We start from the raw sequence: 20,070 nt of genomic DNA, 5'->3' as shown, positions 1-20,070 counted from the left end.
AAAACCCGCCGGCAGCGGCGGGCTTTTTACAGGATGACTGCTTAGCGCCTCTGGCTGATAAGCTTGCGCCAGGCTCGGTTATGCAGAGTAAACAGCAGCATCTTATAGAAAGCGGTAGAGAGGATGCAGCTGCCGCTCAGCCCCAGCATGACAATACTCACCAGCGCCGCGGTCAGGCTGACGCCCGGAGCAGCGCTACCGCTCAGCGCGGCCAGCAGGTAGGCTGCGGTTAATATCAGGCTTATCACCGCCAGCGTAAGATGTAACCGCACGGCGCGCATGCTGCCTTTGCCAATCATAAACATCGTCACGCCGTTAATGCCGGCGAACAGCAGGGCGACCAGCACAACCCACACGAATACGCGTTCGGCCGGCTGGCCGAGTGCGGCGAGTACGCCATACCCCAGCCACAGCTGCGGAATGGCGCAACTGACAATCACCCCGAGCGTACTGACCGCCGCGGGAATACCCATGGTATGCAGTCCCACAGGCTTACCCATTTCGTCGGCCAGCTGCGTCTTCAACTGGTGCAGCTGTGTCGGGGCGGCATGGTTTATGCTGGCGGCAGCCTCGTTACAGCGTTGCAGCCGACGGTATATTCTTTTAATCGTATGAATAATCAACGTTTCAGCCTATTTCCCTGGAAGCAACAAATGATTAAATTTCACCGGCAGACTTTCTCAGCACGGTAATATCCCTCTTAGGCGACTCACCAAACATACGCGTATATTCCCGGCTGAAATGGGATAAGCTTTCGTAACCGACAGCATAGGCCGCTGTGGTGACATCGTAATGCTCATTCAGCATGAGTCGTCTGGCTTCATTGAGGCGCAGCCATTTCTGATACTGGAGGGGACTCATTCCCGCAAGCTGCCTGAAATGTCGGTGGAAAGAGGGCGTGCTCATCTGAACCCGACTCGCCAGCTCCTCGATGCGTAAAGGCGAAGCAATATGGGTCTTTAACCAGTCGATAGCTTTACCGATACGGTGGCCATGGCCGTCTACTGCTGCAATCTGTCTGAGATGATCGGACCGATCGCTCATTAAAAGCCGGTAATGTATCTCCCGTTGAATCAGCGGGCTGAGAACAGGAATGGCTTCAGGCTCGTCAAGCAATGAAAGCAGGCGGCAGAAAGGCTCCAGCAAAACATCTGTCATGGTTCCTATACCGACACCTGTTCCCGCATCGCGTTTTTTCACTGGCGGCAGGCCCCCCTGCGTAATTAATTCCATCAGCACGCGTTGGTCAAGTTTATAGGCTATGCCGACGCACGGCCGAGATGCTGATGCGCTTAACACTTCCGAACTGGCGGGTAAGTCGAGAGAGGTGATCAGGAATTTTCTCCGCGTCCAATCCTGTTTGTCCATGGCGAAAAAGCGCATTCGCTTTACTTCTCCAGAACGGCATATGAAGCGGCAAATCAGCCGAAAGAGCTTTTGATTGTTAAGGATGCCACGCATGTCGATTTGTACGATCGTATGGATAAGATTCCGTTCGATAACATCACGGCATTCTTCAACAAATATCTCAATAAACGATAACTCCATCAGTTGACAGGTGCAGTGGCCAAATGGCCACTGCACTGAGGTGTGAGGGAAGGTAACGGTGAAGGGGGTTAATTGGGCGGTGGTTCTGGCTTCTATATTGCATTTAACATAATATACATTATGCGCACCAATATTGTAGTGGCTAAATTGAGATGTCCGTCTCAGACCAAATAGACATGTCCGCGCTACAGTCTCACCACAGCGATCACTGCTTTCAAAGGATGAGACTCATGACGGCATACGGAACGGAGTTTTTCTCAATGAACGATGTAAACCGACTCAGGATCCTTCAGGACGTTATCGACCGCCGTCTTACCACACGTCTTGCAGCAACCCGGCTTGAGATATCTGACAGACACTGCCGACGGTTGCTGGAGCGCTATCGTGAACATGGGCCGCTTTCACTTGTTAACCGTCGTCGTGGCCAGCCTGGCAACCGGCAACTCATGCCGGGCCTCGCTGAACGAGCACTACGTATTATCCGCGAACGCTACGCTGATTTTGGCCCAACTTTAGCCTGTGAGAAGCTCGCCGAGGTTCATGGGCTGTATCTGGCCAAAGAGACAGTACGCAAGCTGATGACACAGGCTGGCTTATGGATCCCCCGCAAGTTACGGCCGCCTCGTGTGCATCAGCCACGACCGCGTCGGGCCTGCACCGGAGAACTCATCCAGATTGATGGCTGTGAGCATCGCTGGTTCGAGGATCGTGGTCCGGCCTGCACGCTGCTTGTTTACGTTGATGATGCGACCAGTAGGTTGATGCAGCTTCTGTTCGTCAGTTCTGAGTCCACTTTCACCTATTTTGAAGCCACCCGGGGCTACCTGGAGCGTTACGGTAAGCCTCTGGCATTCTACAGTGACAAGGCCAGTGTCTTCAGGATCAACAACAAGCAGGCCATCGGCGGAGATGGCCAGACTCAGTTTGGTCGTGCCATGAACGAGCTGAACATCACCGGTATCTGTGCCAATACCAGTTCTGCCAAGGGTCGTGTTGAGCGGGCTCACCTTACGTTGCAGGATCGCCTCGTCAAGGAGCTGCGGCTCCGCGGTATCAGTACACCCGAGGCTGCAAACGCCTTTGCCGAAGAGTTCATGGTTGACTACAACCGCCGATTTGCGAAGCCGCCACGCCACGATTTCGACGTTCACCGTCCGCTCGAGAATAATGAAAATCTGGCAGCAACATTCACCTGGCGTGAACAACGTAAGGTCTCAAAAAACCTGACATTACAGTACGATAAGAAGCTTTATCTGCTTGAAGATAATGAAGAAAACCGGCGTTTTCAGGGGAAGTACATTGATGTCTGGCAGTATCCGGACGGTACCATCGAGCTCCGGGCTAACGGTACTTCCCTGCCCTTCATTACCTACGACCGGCTGGGAGAACTGGACCAGGGCGCCATCGTTGACAACAAGCGCCTGGGACGTGCTCTGGAGATGATAAAACTGGTTCAGGACAAACGGGACAACACCCGCTCACAGGCCCTGCCATCACTGGACGGCCAGACCTCACGCAGAAAGAAACAGCCCGGAAAGAAATCACAAAGAAGCCTGAATCAGAACGACATGCTGGAAGCCCTGCAGCAACTCCAGGCAAGGAGCCAGGAAATCTTCGGCAAAAGCTGAAACATAACCCACATGCGGACATTTTAATTTAGCCACAAAGCGGACCTTTAAAAACAGCCCAGACAAATATAGATTAAGGCAAAATCCAGCATTTCATGGTCATCCTTGTCCTCGTCAACGAACGTGCTCAATCCCACATTACCAGGCATCCAATCCACCATAATCACGCTCCGCTTCTATACTCCATATTTCACCGCTACTTACTGGGGGCTCAAATGTTTGACCATGTTAAATTCGGCGTAAGTGATTATGAAAAAAGTAAAACCTTCTTCCTCGAAGCTCTGCGGCCGCTTGGCGTAAACATTATCGATGAAGGCACACCAGACTACGGCGTCGAAATGAGTTCCGGCGATGTTTCACTTTGCCTGTATCAGACACATGATAAGCCAGCACCATTGCATATCGCCTTTGTAGCCACAACGCGTCAGCAAGTTGATGACTTTTACAATGCCGCATTACGCACTGGCGCGCGGGATAACGGCGCGCCGGGATTACGCCCCTACGGCAAAAATTATTATGCCGCGTTTGTCATTGCGCCCGATGGTCATAATATCGAGGCGGTTTGTCATGCCCCTGAAAGCGGCTTATTGGACTGACACTACCGCTACTTCGGTGATCTGCATGCATGATTCCACTTGATCATGCATGATAATGCCTGCTATGTTTAATCGCACTGCAAAACAGCAATCATCGTGCAATAACATGCATAATCACTCATAGAGGTAGATATGACTCAACAGCTGATTTTAATCGCCGGACCCTATCGTAGCGGCACGGATGGTATTCAGGAACGTATCGATGCCAATCTGGCAAGATTAGAAAACGCAGCGCTTGCGGTGTACGAACGTGGGCACATCCCGGTCATTGGTGAATGGCTCGCCCTGCCGCTGGCGAAGGCCGCAGGGTCAACCTCGTTGCATGATGAAATCAGTGAAGCGATGCTGTATCCCGTTGCCCATCGCCTCATTGGTAAATGCGACGCGATTTATCGCATCGAAGGTGCATCAAAAGGCGCAGATATGGATATTGAGGTCGCGCGCAAGCGTGGTCTTCAGGTCTACACCAGCTTAGAGAGCATTCCTCAGGCCTGACGGAATCCCCATCAGCGTTCGTAGCTATCATTTATGTCCTGCGTGAGTTCATTCGCGGTGACCAGGACATTATTGAAGCGCAACCCCTCAACACCCGATATTTTCCCAAACTCGGTGGCAACGACGGAAATATTGTCGAGCGTTAACCCGCATACAGGACGGTCCGGATAGCCTTCGATAAAAAACGCACGAGAGAATAAGTTGCCGTCTGAACGGCGCGCAGTGATATTGCTAAGCGTCAGGTGGCTCACTTCCGTCAAACCCGCCTCTCCTTCTACCCCGTCAGCCAGTTTGCGCCAGTGCTCAGGCTTATCCTGCAGGTTGCCGCTATCACCGTAGCTGTATTGCGGGAACCAGTTCAGTTGGATAAGTACGGGGAAACGCACATTCTGAAGCAGCAAATTCCGCACCGTGATATGGCGGATAAACCCGCCGCGATTGCGGGCTGACTTAATGCGAAACCCAACCCCCGTGCCGTTGAAATGGTTGTTTTCGATCAGTACGTGCTCGATCCCACCGGAGGTTTCACTGCCCAGGGTGATGCCTGAGCCCTTGTTCAACACGCATTCCCGAATAACAATTTCCCTGGCCGTACGGGCTTTTTGCGCAGCCTCGCGCCCGCGGCCCGCCTTAATGCAGATATTGTCGTCATTGCAGGAAACCGTACAGCGCTCAATTCGAACCTGTTCGCAAGAATCAATGTCAATTCCATCGGTGCTTGGCCCCACTGAATTTATGATACTCAGGTTCTCGATTGCCACATCGCGGGAATAACAAAGGTGAACATTCCAGAAACCGGACTCGCAGCTGGTGAAATCCTTGAGCAGGATATTCTTACTTTCATACACCAGAACATTGCGTGGCCGCTGGCAATCATAGTCCACCACCCAGCGTAAACCGTTGGCGCTGTAGTCTCCGACCATGCCGCCGTGTTCATCATCTCCCCAGAATCGCTGCCACCAGATCCGCCCTTGCCCGTCGAGGGTACCCGTTCCGGTGAGGCTTACGTTCTGCGCGTTAATCACGTTGATTATTCCTGCTGGCCACCGCATATCAATGCCGGCAACCCGAGTGTCGATTATGGGGTAATCTTCCAGGTGCTGGCTGCCTAAAAGCACCGAACCTTGCGCCAGATGCAGCGTGATATCACTTTTAAGAAAAATGGCGCCGGTAAGATAACGGCCTGCAGGGATCACAACGCTGTCGCCAGGCTTTGCTTTCGCAATAGCCTGCTGGATAGCCGTCGTTGAAATACATTCAGCACTCGGATCTGCCCCGAACGTTAAAATTGAAATGTCTGCCATGGAATCCCTTATACTGTTGAAAATCAGCAGTATAAGAACTCGCTTAATCAATAACCTTTACCGCAAGGACAGCCTGACCAAAAAGCTGGCAGAAAAACGGTTATTCATGTGTCCGATCAGAGGTTTTAACGATCGTCACGCCTTTCTCTGTTATCGCATTTATCCAGGCCTGATCCGTGCCATCTTCCACAACCATCGTATTCGCCAGCGACACATCGCCGATCGCAAATGACGAGGCGGTATTAATCTTTTCAGGCGAAGCCAGCACAATGGTCTCCGCGGCTCTGCCGGAAAATGCACGTTTGATGCATGCCTCCTCGAAATCGCCGGTCGTCAGCCCTGCCTCCGGGTGAATGCCCGTTACCCCCATAAAGAACAGATCCGTATGTATGTTACCAATGCCTTCGATAGCTGCCGCACCTACGGTGACAATCGAGTGCTTGTACAGACGTCCGCCGATCAGGATAACGTCAATCAAAGGGTGCTCGACCAGACCTAGCGCAATACTCGGGCTATGCGTGACGACGGTAATCTGCAGGTCTGAGGGCAAAAACGTGATTAACTCAGCGGTGGTCGTGCCACCGTCGATAATCACCACTTGTCCTGCCGAAATGAGTTGAGCGCCCTTTCGGGCAACGTTTTTCTTCGCATCCATTTTCACGGTTTTACGCTCGGCAAAGGGTACTACCGCCGACGATGCCGGCAGCGCACCGCCGTGCACGCGCTGCAAACGCCCTTCTGCCGCCAGCTCGCGGAGATCGCGCCGGATGGTGTCTTCAGATACTGAAAAATGGACACTGAGTGCTGTCGACTGTACCTGACCTTCCGCTTCGAGTTTTTCCAGAATCAATTGTTTTCGCTGACTGGTGAGCATCGGACTTTCCTGATGTTGCATGCTTTATCTTGAGAGTGCACGATAGTGCTGTTTATGATCTTAACTCTACGTAAGGAGAGCCAAACGTGCAATCAAAACGCGCAGATATCCGCATTATCGAGAGCGAAACCCTATCTGATAACTGGTACATACTGAAAAAATTTACCTTTGATAAACGACGCCGCGACGGCGAGTGGCAGCGCCAAAGCCGAGAAGTGTACGACCGGGGCAACGGAGCCACCATACTGCTCTACAATCGAGACAAAAAAACGATCATCCTCACCCGCCAGTTCCGCTTTCCGGTCTTTATCAACGGTCATGAAGGCGATCTGATAGAGGCCGCTGCCGGGCTGCTCGACAATATGGATCCTGAAAGCCGTATCAAAGCGGAAGCCGAGGAAGAGACCGGGTTTACGGTGTCGCGCGTAGAGAAAATTTTCGAAGCCTATATGAGCCCTGGCTCGGTAACGGAAAAACTCTATTTCTACCTGGCGGAATATCACCCTCAGGATCAAACCGGCAAAGGTGGCGGAATCAAATCAGAGGGGGAAGATATCGACGTGCTTGAAGTGACGCTGGACGAGGCGCTCCGCGGCATCGAGACCGGCCAAATTGTTGACGGCAAAACCATCATGCTGATTTACCACGTCGCCCTGAAAGGGATCCTATAAACATCGCGTTGTCAGATACCTGCCGCTGTGCGGGTATTTGTCTGTGCTATTCTTCCTTAATCCCGTGAAATGGAGCTGCGAACATGGCCGACTGGAATCCTTCTCTCTACCTGCAATACAGCGCGGAACGCACACGCCCTGCCGCCGAGCTTCTGGCGCGTGTTCCTTTGGATGCGGTATCCACCGTCGTTGATTTGGGGTGTGGTCCGGGCAACAGTACCGCATTGCTGAAGCAGCGCTGGCCGTCGGCACACATAACAGGGGTGGATAACTCTCCCGCCATGCTGGAAGAAGCGCGCAGCGCGCTGCCTGAATGCCACTTTGTAGAAGCAGACATTCGCCAGTTCACACCTCACCAGCCGCTGGATGTGATTTACGCCAACGCCTCTTTGCAGTGGACCCCGGACCATTACGATCTGCTGCCGCACCTGGTTTCGCTGCTTCGTCTGAATGGCGTGCTGGCGATTCAAATGCCCGACAACTGGCTTGAACCTACGCATGTTTCAATGCGCGAAGTGGCTTACGAACAAGGCTATCCCGACCGTGGCCGTGAGCCGCTGCCCGGCGTGCATGCCTACTATGATATTTTGACGGAGGCTGGATGCGAGGTGGATATCTGGCGGACAACCTATTTCCACAAGATGAGCTCGCACCAGGCCATTATTGACTGGGTCAGCGCCACGGGATTGCGTCCGTGGCTGCAGGATCTCAACGAAAGCGAGCGAAAAGCCTACCTGAAGCGCTATCAGGCGTTGCTGGAAGAGCAGTATCAGCTCCAGGAGAATGGGCAGATACTGCTGGCGTTTCCACGGCTTTTCATCGTCGCTCAGCGTCAACCCTGAGGTGGCGTTCAGGAGCGGGCTTCTTTCAGAAGCTGTTGAATGACCTGCTCCTGTTTGTCGTAGTTACCCTCGCCGAATGAGGTATAGCGTAGCTGTCCTTTGGCATCAAAGAAGTAATGCGCGGGCCAGTACTGGTTTCCAAATCTGTTCCAGATTTGATACTGATTATCCGCCACCACCCGGTACGGGAGCTGCCATTTATTGACCGCATTTTTTACGGACGACAGCGGTTTTTCCCATGGATATTCTGGCGTGTGAACGCCAATCACCACGAGTCCCTGAGACTGGTATTTGTTGGCCCAGTCCCGGACGTGGGGAAGCGTATGCTGGCAGTTAATGCAGTCCCAGGTCCAGAAATCGATCAGAACCACCTTCCCTCGTAGTGACTCAGAGGTGACAGGGTCACCATTTAGCCATCCGGTGCCGCCGCTCAATGACGGTAATTCACTGCTCGGCGCACTGTCCACCACCGGCTGCAATTTCACGGTTGAGGTCGACGGTTTTGCCAGGTTTAACAGTGAGTTTTCGAGCCGATCGGCGATGCCATTTGCCCCTTTTAAGGCCGACGTCATCCCGGTGACGTTAAATGCCACCGCGGCCAACATCACTGCACCTGCCGCCTGACGCAGTCGTCCCATGAGCGCCGATTTCGCCCTTAACGGCTGAATCAACTTACGGCCTCCGGCAACAAGCAATCCCAGCATCAGCGCGCATCCGCTTCCGTAGGCGATGAGCAGCGTTCCGGTGGTAAGGGGCGAGTGACCCGCGATATTGATGCTGAAGATCGCGCCAAGAATGGGGCCCGCGCAGGGAGACCAAAGCAGCCCGACCGCGAGCCCGGCCAGAAATGCGGCAGACACTCCACGCGTTTGTCCGCTTCGGGTATTCAGCGCATTGCCGACATGGACCGCGGGTGTGGCAATACGCTGAGCAAACTGCGGGAAAATCAGCGCAAGGGCTGCGGTGGCCAAAATCGTGAGTGCGATCCAGCGCCCTACCAGGGTGGCTTGTACGATCCACTCGCTGGCAGCCGTGACGGCCAGGGCCACCAGGGTGAACATCACAACCATGCCCGCGAGAAGCGCCGCGACGTGTCGCCGCTGCCCCTGAAAGCCAGCAAACAGCAGCGGAATAACGGGGAGCGTACAGGGGCTCAGCAGGCTAATCATCCCGCCTAAAAAAGCGATAATCAGAAACATAACGACCTCACATAACAGATTGGCTGCGTAGCTGCAGTGAGGTTATTTCAACGTACTGATGTGTTCAGATGATGTGCAAATCTGCGCGATTTGTCTGCCACCGTATCCGTACGGAACGCAGATACAAAACCGTACAATCAACGGCGCGGCAGCGCGACGGAAACCTCCAGTCCCCCTTCGGTGCGATTCGCCAGGTGAAGTTTCCCGTCCAGCTGCGCGGTGAGCTGCGCCGCGATGGCAAGGCCAAGCCCGGTTCCTCCCGTATCGCGATTACGGGATGTTTCAATACGATAAAAAGGCTGTAATACCGCATCAAGTTCGGCATCAGGAATTCCCGGCCCGCCGTCTTTGATATGAATAACAACCTGTTCTGCCTGAGGCTCAATTTCAATCTCGGCGTAATCACCGAATTTAAGCGCATTGTCCAACAAATTGGTCATTACCCGCCGCAGCGCCTGGGGGCGAGTGACGATGGGCAGCCTTTCGTCGCTTGCCTGAAACTGCACGTTCTTACCGACATCCTGATAATCACTGGCAAGGGTGTTTATCCAGGCGTTTAACTCCATCTTCACCGTGGCTTCTTCAAGAATTTCTGATGACCGGGCATAGGCAATACCCTCCCGAACCAAACGCGACATGTTGTCGAGGTCGTTAAGCAGCTTGTCACGCAGTTCAGGTTGTTCGGCCATTTCAACGCGCAGCTTCATACGGGTTATCGGGGTCTGCAAATCGTGTGAAATGGACGCCAGGATCTGCCCGCGCTCGCGGAGGTAAGCCTGAATGCGGGACTGCATGGCGTTAAAGGCATGAGCGGCGCGCTGCACCTCGATCGGCCCCTGCTCGGACATGGCGGCATGTGATGACGGGTCAAGGGAGTCGACCGCGCGAGTAAACTGCGAGAATGGCCGCACCACCTGACGCACGGCAACCCACGAACAGGTGGCCAAAAGCATCAGTTGTAAGATCAGCACCACGGGTAGCCAGCTGGCGACCGGCGGCATGCGGGGGATGAGATCAATCGTAAGCGGCGCACCATCGCTTAAGGTGATATGCGCCTGAATGTGCGACACCGGCCCGGCAACGGCCGTAAAATAAAGGGGGTAGTCTGCAGAAAGCGTCTCTTTGAGGGTGCGTACAGCATCTTGCGACCGCTTGTCCTGCGGGGCCGCACCCGGTTCGCCCGGCCCAAGAATATAGCGGTAATTTCCCCGGTCAAGCCGTGCCAGCCAGGCCGGACGTTCATTCGCCGGAAGGCGGTCAAGAATGGCGACGCTGGTAGCAACATCATATTCCAGGTTACCCAACATCACCGTGCGGGCGCTGCGCATGCGCTCCACCATAACCAGCGTCAGGCTGAGCGCATTAGCCAGTAGCAGCCCAACCAGCACAATAATCAGCAGCCGGGTCAGCAGCGAGCGCGGCCAGAGAGTCATTCGTTAACCTCTTTAATGGTCACCGGCATGGTGAAAACGTAGCCTTCACTACGAACGGTTTTAATGTAGGCCGGCGTTCGCGCATCTTCATTCAGACGCTGGCGGACGCGGCTCACCAACAGATCGATCGAACGTTCAAACAGTTCGGCATCTCGCCCCTGAGTCAGGTTCAGCAGCTGGTCGCGCGTCAAAACGCGTTGGGGATGGTCAAGGAAAACGCGTAGCAGGCGATATTCCGCACCGCTAAGCGCCACGATCGTGCCTTCCGGGTCGATAAGATGACGAGCAACGGTGTCGAGCTGCCAGTCGCCAAACTCAACCAACCGCCCTGCTTCGGTAACCTGCAGATTGGGCGGCATCGTGCGAAAACGACGCATAATGGCTTTGATGCGTGCCAGAAGCTCGCGGGCAACAAAGGGTTTAACCACGTAATCGTCGGCGCCCATTTCCAGCCCCAGGATCCGGTCCGTCTCCTCGTTGCGGGCCGTCAGCATCAGTATCGGCAAATCTTTATGCTTGCTGCTGCGCAGCTGTCGACACAGCGTCAGACCGTCTTCGCCCGGCATCATCACATCCAGCACAACCAGGTCGACGTGTTGTTTATTAAGCGCCGCATGCATCTCTTTCCCGTTCGCCGCGCCGGAGGCGTGATAGCCGGATTTAATGAGATAAGCGACAATCAGTTCACGAATATCCCTGTCGTCATCGACGACAAGGATATGATCAATATGCTCCACCGCAAGCTCCAGAATGAAGGGTAACGGATTGAAAATAGCACATTTTAAAGCGCGTCAGCGTCGACGACCGCTTTAACGAAATCCTGCGGATCTTCCTGGGGAGGATTGTGCCCGACGGTGGCACCAAAGGTTCGGTGCTCATATTTTCCGGTAAATTTGCTGGCATAGGCCGCGGGTGCAGGATGCGGCGCGCCGTTATTACCGCCCTCAATGGTGATCGTAGGCACGGTGATGTTCGGCAGCGTTGCCAGCTTCTGCTCGTAGCGGTCGTATTTATGCTCCCCTTTCTCCAGGCCTAAACGCCAGCGGTAATTGCTGAGCGTTACGGCAACGTGGTCTGGGTTATCAAGCGATTTGGCGCTGGCGTTAAAGGTGGCCTCGCTGAATTTCCAGTCCGGTGATGCCTGGGTCCAGATCAGACGCGCGAAATCATGGGTATTTTTAGCATAGCCTTCCGCGCCGCGTTCGGTTGCGAAGTAGAACTGATACCACCACTGAACCTCAGCTTTCGGCGGCAAGGGCTGTTTGCCTAAGGCCTGGCTACCGATCAGATAACCGCTCACCGAGACCAGCGATTTAACGCGCTCTGGCCATAACGCGGCGACGATATCCGCCGTGCGGGCCCCCCAGTCGTAACCCGCGAAAACGGCCTGCTTAATGTTCAGCGCGTCCATCAAGTTAACAACGTCTTTCGCCATTGCGGAAGGCTGACCGTTACGCGGTGTTTTATCCGAGATAAACCGCGTGGTACCGTATCCGCGCAGTGAAGGCACGATAACGCGATAGCCTTTTGCCGCGAGTGCGGGCGCCACTTCCGCATAGCTATGAATATCGTAGGGCCAGCCGTGTAACAAAATCACCGGCTGGCCGGTTTTCGGTCCGATGTCGACATAGCCGACGTTGAGATCGCCTGCGTTAATCTGCTGGGGGTGATCAAATGCCGAGGCGAAGTCGTTGCCCGTGGCTTCTGCCTGGCAGGACATGACGGTGCCAAGAGAAACGGTCAATGCAAGAGTCGAGTAAGCGAGTTTGCTAAACATGTTGATATCTCCGGTTGTGTACATTTCACGGGGATATAACAACATGTCACTGTATAGCGGATATGTGCGAAAGCGGGTTTATTGCAAGCCTGTGTATGTATCCGGGACGCTGATACAGTGTGATACAAACACAGGCGATATGACGTTAAAGGGTTATGCGGTATCGGACGTAATCGTCAGCCTCACCATATTTATCATAGAGTTTACGCGCCGGGTTGCTCTCCCGGGTGACCCAATACAGTTTTGACCACCCTCCGCGCTGGCCTTCCGCAATCAAAGCATCTATCAGCGCCTTTCCTGCTCCCGCCCCGCGCTCTGCAGCATTCACAAACAGATCTTCCAGGTAGCAGATGGGTGCTGTCGACCAGGTGCCTTCATGCAGAATACACATCGCGAAACCGATAACCTGTTCATCCTTCTCTACGACCCGGCAAAATAGGGGGGAGTTATCTGAGAGCGCCCTTTCCCACGTCGATGCGGTAACAGACTCATCGAGGTAGCAATCATAAAAATGGGTATAGCCATCCCACAGCGGTCGCCACTGGGAATAGTCATCTGCGCGCAACGATCTTACCGTGACAGCCATGAGTTCCTCACATTACAACGTGATTGCCATTTCAAAACAGCGTAAATCAGCACCCGCCATACGCGAGTGATGATGCTTTTCGCCCAGCGTGACAAAACCGAGCTTATGATAAAACGACCGGGCGTTTGGCGTGGAATCGAGCAGCAAACGCGTAATTCCACGGCTGCGGGCTTCGTTGATCAGTGCCTCGACGATCCGTGTCGCCATTCCTTTACTGGATGCTGAAGGTAAGGTGAATATCGCCTCCAGGCTATGCGTATCAAGATCGAGATAACCCGTCGCCGCGATGTCGCCCTTTTCATCCTCCACCACATAAAAGGGGTAATCTATGACCATTTTTCGATAGTGTTCGGGCATAAGGTCGGGCGTCCAGCGCGCAATCACATCCGCGTCGTAACTGGTTTTACAGCCGTGACGAATCGCCTGATTGCGAATATCCCAGAGTATTTCGGCTTCCTGCGGTTTAGCTTTTCGTAACGTCATACCTCCCCTTAACGGCTTTTTAACCGGATTTCACGTGCCAGTCTGGCAAGACGCTGAGTGCGACAATAGAGGGTAAACAGCACAAAACCTCTGCTATTCATCACCACCCGGCAAAGTAACAGGGTGAAGCATGCGATGACAATTGGTCAAAGGCTTCCGCCATGAGAAAACAGGAGATGTAGCGCCTGAACGAGGGTCATGACCAGTAGGATGATGAACAATGCCATAACGCCCAGCAAACCTGACGTCACGCCTCGGGCAAGAAGCACGCTACTAACAATGAGCGTGACAAGGATTATCAATGACGGTACGAAAAAACTCAGTGCATGATGTAAAGGCGACAACCCCTGCAACGTGTGGAGAAAAGGCAGAAGATTTAACGCAAATGCCACTAAAAACAGAGGTAACAGCGCCGCTATCGGGTAAGGATTTTGACGCGGAAGCTCGTCGAGAGGACGAGAAAAATACCGTTCCAGCTCGGGAGTGGAATGATTCAAAAGACGGGTATCACGACGAGCAATAGAATCCTCAATCTCTTTGCCATGCTGCAGGAGATCCTGGAATACACGTCCGGTTAAAAAACTCAGAAATCTCATCAGAATACCGCCAGCGAAAAGCACAACTCATCAGAATGTGATAATGATGAAAATACCAGAACGCAAACAAAAGCATAACGCTTAAATATGGAGATCCCAGATGACGATACCGACGCTTACGACAGAACGCCTGCTGCTGAAACCGCTGGTTGCTGAAGATGCCGTCCAGATTCAACAGCTGTACCCGCGCTGGGAAATCGTACGCTATATGGTTTCTTCGGTGCCCTGGCCCTACCCGGAAAACGGTGCGGAAAGCTATGTCAACAACGTGGCGCTGCCGGATATGGAAAAAGGGATTGCCTGGTTCTGGAGTATCCGCCGTCGTGAAGCGCCGGATCGGCTCATGGGAATTATCTGCCTCTACGATGTTGAGGATAACAACCGCGGGTTCTGGCTGGCGCCGGAATTTCAGGGGAAAGGGTTTATGCGCGAAGCCAGCATTGCCGCGACGGATTATTGGTTTAACACGCTCAACAAACCCGTTCTACGCGCCCCGAAGGCTGCCGCCAATAGCCGCTCCCGACGTATTTCAGACAGCAGCGGCATGCGGTTAATCAGAACGGAAAAGAAAGCCTACGTTAGCGGAATGCTGGATTCCGAGTTATGGGAGATCACCCGTGACGAGTGGAATGCCCGTCAGGTCAGCTGATAGTGTTTATCCGGGAACAACCTTTCCGGAATGTTCTCTTCATCGTTCATCTGCAGCAGATCGCGTTCCATCATGTTGCAGATGGCGTCCAGCGGGAGATCGTTATCTTCGGTGCCAAACGGATCTTCGAGCTCTTCCGCCAGCGTATCCAGCGAGATAAAGGTATAGGAAATCAACGCGGAGACGAACGGCGTCATGTAGTGCAGATCCACAACCAGTGCAAACGGTAGCATGATGCAGAACAGATACACCGTGCGATGCAAAATCAGGGTGTACGCAAACGGCACCGGTGTTGTCGCAATGCGCTCGCAGCCGGACAGAACAATCGACATATCGTTCAGACGGTTATTCAGACTGTGGAACAGAATATCTGACAGCTGCCCGTTACGACGCCGTACGGCAAGCCACTCCCCCATAATCAGTAAAATACGGTTCGCCGGAGAGTTGGCGTCCATCACTTTACGCAAATCCTCTGCCGCCAGATAAGGTGAAAGCTGTTCTGCGTTTGTTTCCCGGCGCAGCGTCATGCGTAAACAGTTGGCAAAGGCAATTTGCAGGCGCACAAACTCACCCAGATGTTTATCTTCGGGTAAGGTGTTTTTTACCTCGCGAAACAGCGAGCGCGCCGCTATCATCAGTTGCCCCCAGAGCTGGCGAGCCTCAACGTAGCGCGAATAACAAGCGTTGTTTCTGAAACCGAGAAAGATTGCGATCGCCACGCCAAGAATGCTAAACGGTGCGACGGTAAATTTGATGCCAAGCGAGGTATACCACGGCAGCATCAGGATGACGGCGATGGAAAGCAGGAAGTTGAGCAACAAGCGGGTGTAGATTTTCGGCAGAACCGAACCGTGCCAGACAAATATTAGTTGTAGCCAGTGCTGTTTAGGACGAACAATCATAGTCAGTGTCAGAAAGGAAAAGAGCGAGGCTATTAAACGTGATCCCCCTCACGGTTGCAAGCATGTTAATGGAACATTGCATTTTCGCCACTGAAAAGCCTAAACCGCACGGAGTTGAAGTCATTTTTTAAAAACATAATAAATAGTATGTTGTAACTAAAGAGGTTCGTAAAAATACCCGACCGAAGCCGGGTAACCGTTTAGCAAAGTGGTTTTACCGCTTCACGCATCCCCTGATGAAGGATGGCATCAAGACCCAACGTAACCTGTTCTACCAATCCCTTCACCTGCGTCAAATCCTGCTCCCAGTGATTGCTTTCACTCAGCACCGCTTCCACCAGTGAACGGGTATCGATCTGCTTATCGTGGTGCAGTGCCCAGAGTTGCTGATAGCGGGTCAACCAGTGCGCATCATCCTGTACCGGATAGCGTTCGCCATGACGTTCACCCCGGTAAAACGCAATCAACGCGGCCAGCGCAAACGTCAGACGCGCGGGTAATTGACCCGTCGCCTGCTGCCCCGCCAGCAGCTGCGGCAGGATACGCGTGCGGTATTTGGTCATCCCGTTCAGGGCAATCGACAGCAGCTGATGCTTGATGTAAGGATTACGGAAACGGCCCGTCACCGCACTGGCGAACGACTCCAGCTCTTCGCGCGGCAAATCCAACACAGGAATAATTTCCTCGTAAATCGCTTTTTCGACGAACGCACAAATCTCAGCATCGTTCATCGCTTCACCAACCGTATCCAGACCGGCCTGGAAGGCTACCGGTACCAGCGCGGTGTGCGCCCCGTTCAGGATAGCCACTTTGCGCTCTTTGTACGGCTTAATGTCATCAACGATGAGCACGTTCAGCGGGAATTTATCCAGACGCAGCTCGGCGGCAAGTGATTTTGGCCCCTGAATCACGAACAGATAGAAATGTTCAGCGGTATCGATAAATCCATCGTGATAGCCAAGCTGAGCTTCCAGCGATGCCACTTCATCACGCGGATAACCGGTAACGATACGGTCAACCAGCGTAGAGCAGAAGCTATTGGCGTCATTCAGCCACTGGATAAACGCCTGCGGCAACGCCCACTCCTGCGCATAGCGCAGCACCAGTTCGCTAAGTGCTTCACCGTTGTAGTCGATAAGCTCGCACGGAATGATAATCCAGCCTTTGTCCGCTGCGCCGTTAAAGTGGCTAAAGCGCTCAAACAGCAGTCGCGTCAGTTTCGCCGGATAGCTTGCTGCCGGGGCATCGTCGAATTTGTCAGCGGCGTGATAGCTGATACCGGCTTCCGTGGTGTTCGAAAAGACAAAACGCATATCGGGATTGTGGGCCAGCGTCAAAAACTCATCATATTGATCGTAGACGCTGATTTCACGGTTAACGGAGCGGATAAGACGCGCATCGCTTACCGCCTCGCCCTTCTCATTCAGACCCCGAATGATGGTGGTGTACAAACCATCCTGGGTGCTGAGCGATGGCGGGAAATCGCTCTGGATCGGGCGAACAATCACCACACCGGCATTAAGATCGGTATGCTCGTTTAACAGGTCGATTTGCCAGTCAACGAACGCACGTAAGAAGTTACCTTCGCCAAACTGAATGATACGTTCAGGGTAGAGAGCACCGGGGAAATCACGTCGGTTGAGTGTGTTCACATTGGGATCCTTTTCGATTAGTCATACAGCCTGATGAGATTGGTGTAATAACTTATCAAACCTTTCAGACCAGAACCCCTGTTTGGATCAACTCATCAGGCAATTGTGAAAAATAATCATAAGAATTTATAGAAAATGGATGTTGCGGTCATCACGCCATCAGGCATCAAGGCATAGCGCGGGATCTCTCCCACTTTTTGCCAGCCCGCCCGCTGGTAAAAGCTCTCCGCGCCGCTACCGGTGGAGGTATCCAGTACCAGAACCGATAGCCCTTTTTCGCGCGCCATCACCTCAAGGGTCTCCATCAGCGCCATTGCCGCCCCTTTACGGCGGGCCTTTTCGTGAACCAGCAGTTTTGCGACATCCGCGCGGTGCGGCTGATTTTCCGGCTGATCGGTGATGAGCTGTACCGTTCCAATAATGCCGTCCTGCTCATCAACGCACGCCAGTACGGTACGCTCATGACGGCCAACGCTTTCAGCAATCCCGCGCCAGAACGTGCGCGCTTTGTCGTGACTAAAAGGCAGCATAAAGCTGACGGATGCGCCGCCGTTAACACAGTTTTCGAGGATATCGGTCAGCGCATCGATGTGGGACAGAATGTCGTCCCGGGAGAGGGTTTTAATATGCAGTGGAGAGTTCATGTTTTGTCCTTTTAATGAATCTCTCCAGATTGCTATTAACATTTCCGTAACGCAATAACCTAATACATAGGATTTCGTTATCTCTCAGTATGTCTCTGCTGTTTCATGGAATACATTTTCCGATCGGCATTTTTAAGCCACTGCTGAATATCGTTGCTGTTATGGTCGAACTCACTCAAGCCCCAGGAGAAATGCAGCGACCAGGGGTGCAGTTGACGCGCGTTATAGCTCTCTACCTGTTCGATCAAATACTGCATGGCGATCCAGGCGCCCTGCTCATCCGTATCGGCAAACAGCACCGCGAATTCGTCACCACCAAAGCGAACCAGCAGATCGGCCTCGCGGAAAGAGGCCTTCATGAGGGAAGCCATCGCTTTCAATGCCTTGTCGCCCTCCTCATGGCCATAACGATCGTTGATCTCTTTAAAACGATCGAGATCCAGCCATCCCAGGGTTAGCGGCTCCGCCCGACGTCTGGCGACAGAGAGGGTGAAACGAACAAACTGGTTAAAGCCGCGGCGATTGTATAAACCGGTGAGTTCGTCGGTGGTTGCCGCGCTGACTGCGGCAAATTCATCTTCCGCCAGCGCGCCCAGGTCCCCGAGGACGGCAAGGTCCGCCGCAGAAAATTCACGTGGCGCGAAATCGATAAGACACAGAGAGCCAACGCTCGCCCCGTCACGTAAGCGCAGCGGAAAACCCGCGTAGAAGCGAACCCTTGGGTCCCCTGCCACCAGCGGATTATCGGCAAAACGGTCGTCCTGAAGCATATCACTCACCACCAGCGGCGCTTCGCTGAGGATCGTGTGACCACAAAATGAGATATTGCGCGGAACGGTGTCAGGTGCCTGTCCGTCGGCGGATTTCACAATAAGTGAATGTTCATCAATGAGATTGACCATCGCCAGCGGCACCTGGAAAAAACGTTTAGCCAGACGCGTCAGCCGGTCAAATGCCACGGAATTGTCGATTTCAAGAAGGCCAGACTCGCGCAGCGAGTTCAGGCGTTCTGTTTCATTAGCGGGGGTTACAGGTGCTTTCATAACGTCTCCTGACGCTTTGCGTTATTAAAAGCGTAGCTTAAACAGAGACATTGTCAGTGTGCGAATATTCTGTTCTTGCCTTCACGCTTGGCATGGTAAAGGGCACTATCGGCGGCCTGCAGCCAGTCGGCCACGCTGCTTGTGTCTCGCGTTGCGCAGGCGATACCGATACTGAGGGTGCAATGCACGGCCTCTTGCGCCACATCCTTCATTACTGCCGCCGCGTCCATAATGCGGGTAGCCACAATCTGGGCCTCATCCACGCTGGTATCCGGGAGCAAAATGACAAATTCGTCGCCCCCCAGACGCGCTGGGGTATCTGAAGGGCGCGTGGCCAGATGCAGGATCTTCGATACCGTCGCCAGCATCGCGTCGCCCACTTTGTGGCCAAAGCGGTCATTTACCTCTTTAAAATTGTCGATATCAATAAACATCAAAGTAGATTCACGGCACGTCTGACGAAGTTTATTCAGTTCATGATCGATACGTTTTTCCAGCAGACGACGGTTGGCGATATCCAGCAGCGGATCCATCATGGCGATCCGCTCCAGCTCGCGGCTTTTTATCCGTAAGCGCTGCGCAATACTGTCAGTCAGCATGCTCATGGCCAGCATGTAGATAGCGATCAGCGGCAAGGTGGCAAACATTGTCCGCTGGGAAACAAACCCGTCTACCTCCATCCCCTGCGTCAGCCAGGTCACCAGGAATACGCCCAGCATCAGAGCGGCGGCCTTTTTCAGCAGCGTAATACCGCCTGCAGAAAGCCTGTCTGAAAGCAAAATGGTCGCAATCACGACTGACGTAAGCGGATTAACCGCCATCATCGCGATCCAAAAGCCCCCTGCACCTGCATCCAGCACCAGGTGCTGGTGCTCGGTCGCCAGTGGCGTCGGTGAACGACGCGCCCGCAGCCAGGCCACCGTTGGCCAAATAAAGGCATTCGCCCCTAGCAGGATCATCAGCCAGACCGAGCGATGGTGTTCAATCAATACGGACAGGACAGGAATAAAACAGAGAAATGTGCCGAGTAAACGCATGAGATACATACGTTTGACAAACCGACGACCAGGTAAGCGAGGCTTGGGACTAAGTTTGTCAGTGGCATTCATACTAAGATTTTTCCGATATGTTTCTTGCGGTATCTTATT

General features: G+C 53.4%; 20 protein-coding genes and 3 pseudogenes. 7 read left to right on the top strand and 16 right to left on the bottom strand.

Annotation, left to right across the window (positions count from 1 at the left end; all coding sequences use genetic code 11):
• Positions 1-41 precede the first annotated feature (41 nt).
• Together ACOQH0_RS11375 and ACOQH0_RS11370 are read right to left on the bottom strand one after the other, a co-directional pair.
• Positions 42-524, bottom strand: coding sequence for a hypothetical protein (locus ACOQH0_RS11375; protein WP_421512293.1), 483 nt, complete (start codon positions 522-524; stop codon positions 42-44).
• Between the two features lie 133 nt (positions 525-657).
• Positions 658-1,344 (bottom strand): annotated as a pseudogene (locus ACOQH0_RS11370) (AraC family transcriptional regulator N-terminal domain-containing protein); the annotation flags it as partial.
• On the opposite strand from ACOQH0_RS11370, the pseudogene ACOQH0_RS11365 reads away from it, so the two are divergent.
• From ACOQH0_RS11365 to ACOQH0_RS11350, 4 genes and pseudogenes are all read left to right on the top strand, one after another.
• Positions 1,333-1,542, top strand: a pseudogene (locus ACOQH0_RS11365) (alpha/beta hydrolase); the annotation flags it as partial. The pseudogenes ACOQH0_RS11370 and ACOQH0_RS11365 sit on opposite strands and share 12 nt — an antisense overlap.
• Before the next feature lie 236 nt (positions 1,543-1,778).
• Positions 1,779-3,176 (top strand): ISNCY family transposase, encoded by a 1,398-nt coding sequence (locus ACOQH0_RS11360; protein ID WP_421512292.1) that lies wholly within the window; start codon positions 1,779-1,781, stop codon positions 3,174-3,176.
• Between the two features lie 215 nt (positions 3,177-3,391).
• Positions 3,392-3,772, top strand: a complete 381-nt coding sequence (locus ACOQH0_RS11355; protein ID WP_421512291.1) for a VOC family protein — start codon at positions 3,392-3,394, stop codon at positions 3,770-3,772.
• A gap of 132 nt (positions 3,773-3,904) precedes the next feature.
• The gene (locus tag ACOQH0_RS11350; RefSeq protein ID WP_010431180.1) at positions 3,905-4,267 is read left to right on the top strand and encodes a DUF4406 domain-containing protein; all 363 of its coding nucleotides are present in this window, start codon (positions 3,905-3,907) and stop codon (positions 4,265-4,267) included.
• Positions 4,268-4,278: 11 nt separating this feature from the next.
• Here ACOQH0_RS11350 and ACOQH0_RS11345 read toward each other — a convergent pair whose 3' ends face one another.
• Positions 4,279-5,571, bottom strand: coding sequence for a glycoside hydrolase family 28 protein (locus tag ACOQH0_RS11345; protein WP_421512290.1), 1,293 nt, complete (start codon positions 5,569-5,571; stop codon positions 4,279-4,281).
• A 100-nt stretch (positions 5,572-5,671) separates the two neighbouring features.
• Positions 5,672-6,445 carry a DeoR/GlpR family DNA-binding transcription regulator gene (locus tag ACOQH0_RS11340; protein ID WP_421512289.1) on the bottom strand — a complete coding sequence of 258 codons (774 nt, stop codon included), beginning with the start codon at positions 6,443-6,445 and terminating at the stop codon, positions 5,672-5,674.
• A gap of 86 nt (positions 6,446-6,531) precedes the next feature.
• On the opposite strand from ACOQH0_RS11340, the gene ACOQH0_RS11335 reads away from it, so the two are divergent.
• Together ACOQH0_RS11335 and tam are read left to right on the top strand one after the other, a co-directional pair.
• The gene (locus tag ACOQH0_RS11335; protein WP_089598498.1) at positions 6,532-7,116 is read left to right on the top strand and encodes an NUDIX domain-containing protein; all 585 of its coding nucleotides are present in this window, start codon (positions 6,532-6,534) and stop codon (positions 7,114-7,116) included.
• Between the two features lie 83 nt (positions 7,117-7,199).
• Positions 7,200-7,958: a trans-aconitate 2-methyltransferase gene (gene tam / locus ACOQH0_RS11330; RefSeq protein WP_421512288.1), complete on the top strand. Its 759-nt coding sequence runs from the start codon at positions 7,200-7,202 to the stop codon at positions 7,956-7,958.
• Positions 7,959-7,966: 8 nt separating this feature from the next.
• On the opposite strand, the gene ACOQH0_RS11325 is transcribed toward tam, so the two are convergent.
• The 7 genes and pseudogenes from ACOQH0_RS11325 to ACOQH0_RS11295 all read right to left on the bottom strand — a co-directional run bounded on the left by ACOQH0_RS11325 (position 7,967) and on the right by ACOQH0_RS11295 (position 14,032).
• Positions 7,967-9,157, bottom strand: a complete 1,191-nt coding sequence (locus ACOQH0_RS11325) for a cytochrome c biogenesis protein/redoxin (RefSeq protein WP_421512287.1) — start codon at positions 9,155-9,157, stop codon at positions 7,967-7,969.
• Between the two features lie 137 nt (positions 9,158-9,294).
• Entirely contained in the window at positions 9,295-10,590 is a 1,296-nt protein-coding gene (locus ACOQH0_RS11320; protein ID WP_421512286.1) for a sensor histidine kinase, read from the bottom strand.
• The gene (locus tag ACOQH0_RS11315; protein WP_042718094.1) at positions 10,587-11,327 is read right to left on the bottom strand and encodes a response regulator; all 741 of its coding nucleotides are present in this window, start codon (positions 11,325-11,327) and stop codon (positions 10,587-10,589) included. Before ACOQH0_RS11315 ends, ACOQH0_RS11320 begins: the two co-directional genes overlap by 4 nt.
• Before the next feature lie 44 nt (positions 11,328-11,371).
• Positions 11,372-12,367, bottom strand: a complete 996-nt coding sequence (locus ACOQH0_RS11310; protein ID WP_042718096.1) for an alpha/beta fold hydrolase — start codon at positions 12,365-12,367, stop codon at positions 11,372-11,374.
• A gap of 145 nt (positions 12,368-12,512) precedes the next feature.
• Positions 12,513-12,953: a GNAT family N-acetyltransferase gene (locus tag ACOQH0_RS11305; protein ID WP_421512285.1), complete on the bottom strand. Its 441-nt coding sequence runs from the start codon at positions 12,951-12,953 to the stop codon at positions 12,513-12,515.
• A 12-nt stretch (positions 12,954-12,965) separates the two neighbouring features.
• Positions 12,966-13,436 (bottom strand): GNAT family N-acetyltransferase, encoded by a 471-nt coding sequence (locus ACOQH0_RS11300; protein ID WP_221550053.1) that lies wholly within the window; start codon positions 13,434-13,436, stop codon positions 12,966-12,968.
• Between the two features lie 8 nt (positions 13,437-13,444).
• A pseudogene (locus ACOQH0_RS11295) lies at positions 13,445-14,032 on the bottom strand (hypothetical protein).
• A gap of 100 nt (positions 14,033-14,132) precedes the next feature.
• On the opposite strand from ACOQH0_RS11295, the gene ACOQH0_RS11290 reads away from it, so the two are divergent.
• Positions 14,133-14,681 carry a GNAT family N-acetyltransferase gene (locus ACOQH0_RS11290; RefSeq protein WP_108417467.1) on the top strand — a complete coding sequence of 183 codons (549 nt, stop codon included), beginning with the start codon at positions 14,133-14,135 and terminating at the stop codon, positions 14,679-14,681.
• Here the strand turns inward: ACOQH0_RS11290 and ACOQH0_RS11285 are convergent.
• From ACOQH0_RS11285 to ACOQH0_RS11265, 5 genes are all read right to left on the bottom strand, one after another.
• Positions 14,669-15,583, bottom strand: a complete 915-nt coding sequence (locus ACOQH0_RS11285; protein WP_421512284.1) for a bestrophin family protein — start codon at positions 15,581-15,583, stop codon at positions 14,669-14,671. The genes ACOQH0_RS11290 and ACOQH0_RS11285 overlap by 13 nt on opposite strands.
• Positions 15,584-15,783: 200 nt before the next feature.
• Entirely contained in the window at positions 15,784-17,235 is a 1,452-nt protein-coding gene (locus ACOQH0_RS11280; RefSeq protein ID WP_421512283.1) for a tagaturonate reductase, read from the bottom strand.
• 116 nt (positions 17,236-17,351) lie between these two features.
• On the bottom strand, positions 17,352-17,879 hold the full coding sequence (locus tag ACOQH0_RS11275; RefSeq protein WP_421512282.1) for a GNAT family N-acetyltransferase: 528 nt from the start codon (positions 17,877-17,879) through the stop codon (positions 17,352-17,354).
• 77 nt (positions 17,880-17,956) lie between these two features.
• A complete protein-coding gene (locus ACOQH0_RS11270; RefSeq protein ID WP_316382915.1) occupies positions 17,957-18,922 on the bottom strand; it encodes a sensor domain-containing diguanylate cyclase in 966 nt (321 codons plus the stop codon).
• A 53-nt stretch (positions 18,923-18,975) separates the two neighbouring features.
• Complete coding sequence (locus ACOQH0_RS11265; protein ID WP_421512281.1) at positions 18,976-19,968, bottom strand: diguanylate cyclase; 993 nt, start codon at positions 19,966-19,968, stop codon at positions 18,976-18,978.
• Positions 19,969-20,070 lie beyond the last annotated feature (102 nt).

The organism is Enterobacter sp. JS8-1 (assembly GCF_049187015.1).
GTDB classification, from domain to species: Bacteria; Pseudomonadota; Gammaproteobacteria; order Enterobacterales; family Enterobacteriaceae; genus Enterobacter; species Enterobacter mori.
Note: the sequence above shows the minus strand (reverse complement) of the source record. Positions and strands in the feature narration are given on the sequence as shown.

What these genes read in the sequence shown, in the direction of transcription:
- ACOQH0_RS11360 (WP_421512292.1), top strand. Translation starts at nt 1,779, where the DNA reads ATGACGGCATACGGAACGGAGTTTTTCTCAATGAACGATGTAAACCGA.
- ACOQH0_RS11355 (WP_421512291.1), top strand. Translation starts at nt 3,392, where the DNA reads ATGTTTGACCATGTTAAATTCGGCGTAAGTGATTATGAAAAAAGTAAA.
- ACOQH0_RS11350 (WP_010431180.1), top strand. Translation starts at nt 3,905, where the DNA reads ATGACTCAACAGCTGATTTTAATCGCCGGACCCTATCGTAGCGGCACG.
- ACOQH0_RS11345 (WP_421512290.1), bottom strand. Translation starts at nt 5,571, where the DNA reads ATGGCAGACATTTCAATTTTAACGTTCGGGGCAGATCCGAGTGCTGAA.
- ACOQH0_RS11340 (WP_421512289.1), bottom strand. Translation starts at nt 6,445, where the DNA reads ATGCTCACCAGTCAGCGAAAACAATTGATTCTGGAAAAACTCGAAGCG.
- tam (WP_421512288.1), top strand. Translation starts at nt 7,200, where the DNA reads ATGGCCGACTGGAATCCTTCTCTCTACCTGCAATACAGCGCGGAACGC.
- ACOQH0_RS11325 (WP_421512287.1), bottom strand. Translation starts at nt 9,157, where the DNA reads ATGTTTCTGATTATCGCTTTTTTAGGCGGGATGATTAGCCTGCTGAGC.
- ACOQH0_RS11320 (WP_421512286.1), bottom strand. Translation starts at nt 10,590, where the DNA reads ATGACTCTCTGGCCGCGCTCGCTGCTGACCCGGCTGCTGATTATTGTG.
- ACOQH0_RS11310 (WP_042718096.1), bottom strand. Translation starts at nt 12,367, where the DNA reads ATGTTTAGCAAACTCGCTTACTCGACTCTTGCATTGACCGTTTCTCTT.
- ACOQH0_RS11305 (WP_421512285.1), bottom strand. Translation starts at nt 12,953, where the DNA reads ATGGCTGTCACGGTAAGATCGTTGCGCGCAGATGACTATTCCCAGTGG.
- ACOQH0_RS11300 (WP_221550053.1), bottom strand. Translation starts at nt 13,436, where the DNA reads ATGACGTTACGAAAAGCTAAACCGCAGGAAGCCGAAATACTCTGGGAT.
- ACOQH0_RS11290 (WP_108417467.1), top strand. Translation starts at nt 14,133, where the DNA reads ATGACGATACCGACGCTTACGACAGAACGCCTGCTGCTGAAACCGCTG.
- ACOQH0_RS11285 (WP_421512284.1), bottom strand. Translation starts at nt 15,583, where the DNA reads ATGATTGTTCGTCCTAAACAGCACTGGCTACAACTAATATTTGTCTGG.
- ACOQH0_RS11275 (WP_421512282.1), bottom strand. Translation starts at nt 17,879, where the DNA reads ATGAACTCTCCACTGCATATTAAAACCCTCTCCCGGGACGACATTCTG.
- ACOQH0_RS11270 (WP_316382915.1), bottom strand. Translation starts at nt 18,922, where the DNA reads ATGAAAGCACCTGTAACCCCCGCTAATGAAACAGAACGCCTGAACTCG.
- ACOQH0_RS11265 (WP_421512281.1), bottom strand. Translation starts at nt 19,968, where the DNA reads ATGTATCTCATGCGTTTACTCGGCACATTTCTCTGTTTTATTCCTGTC.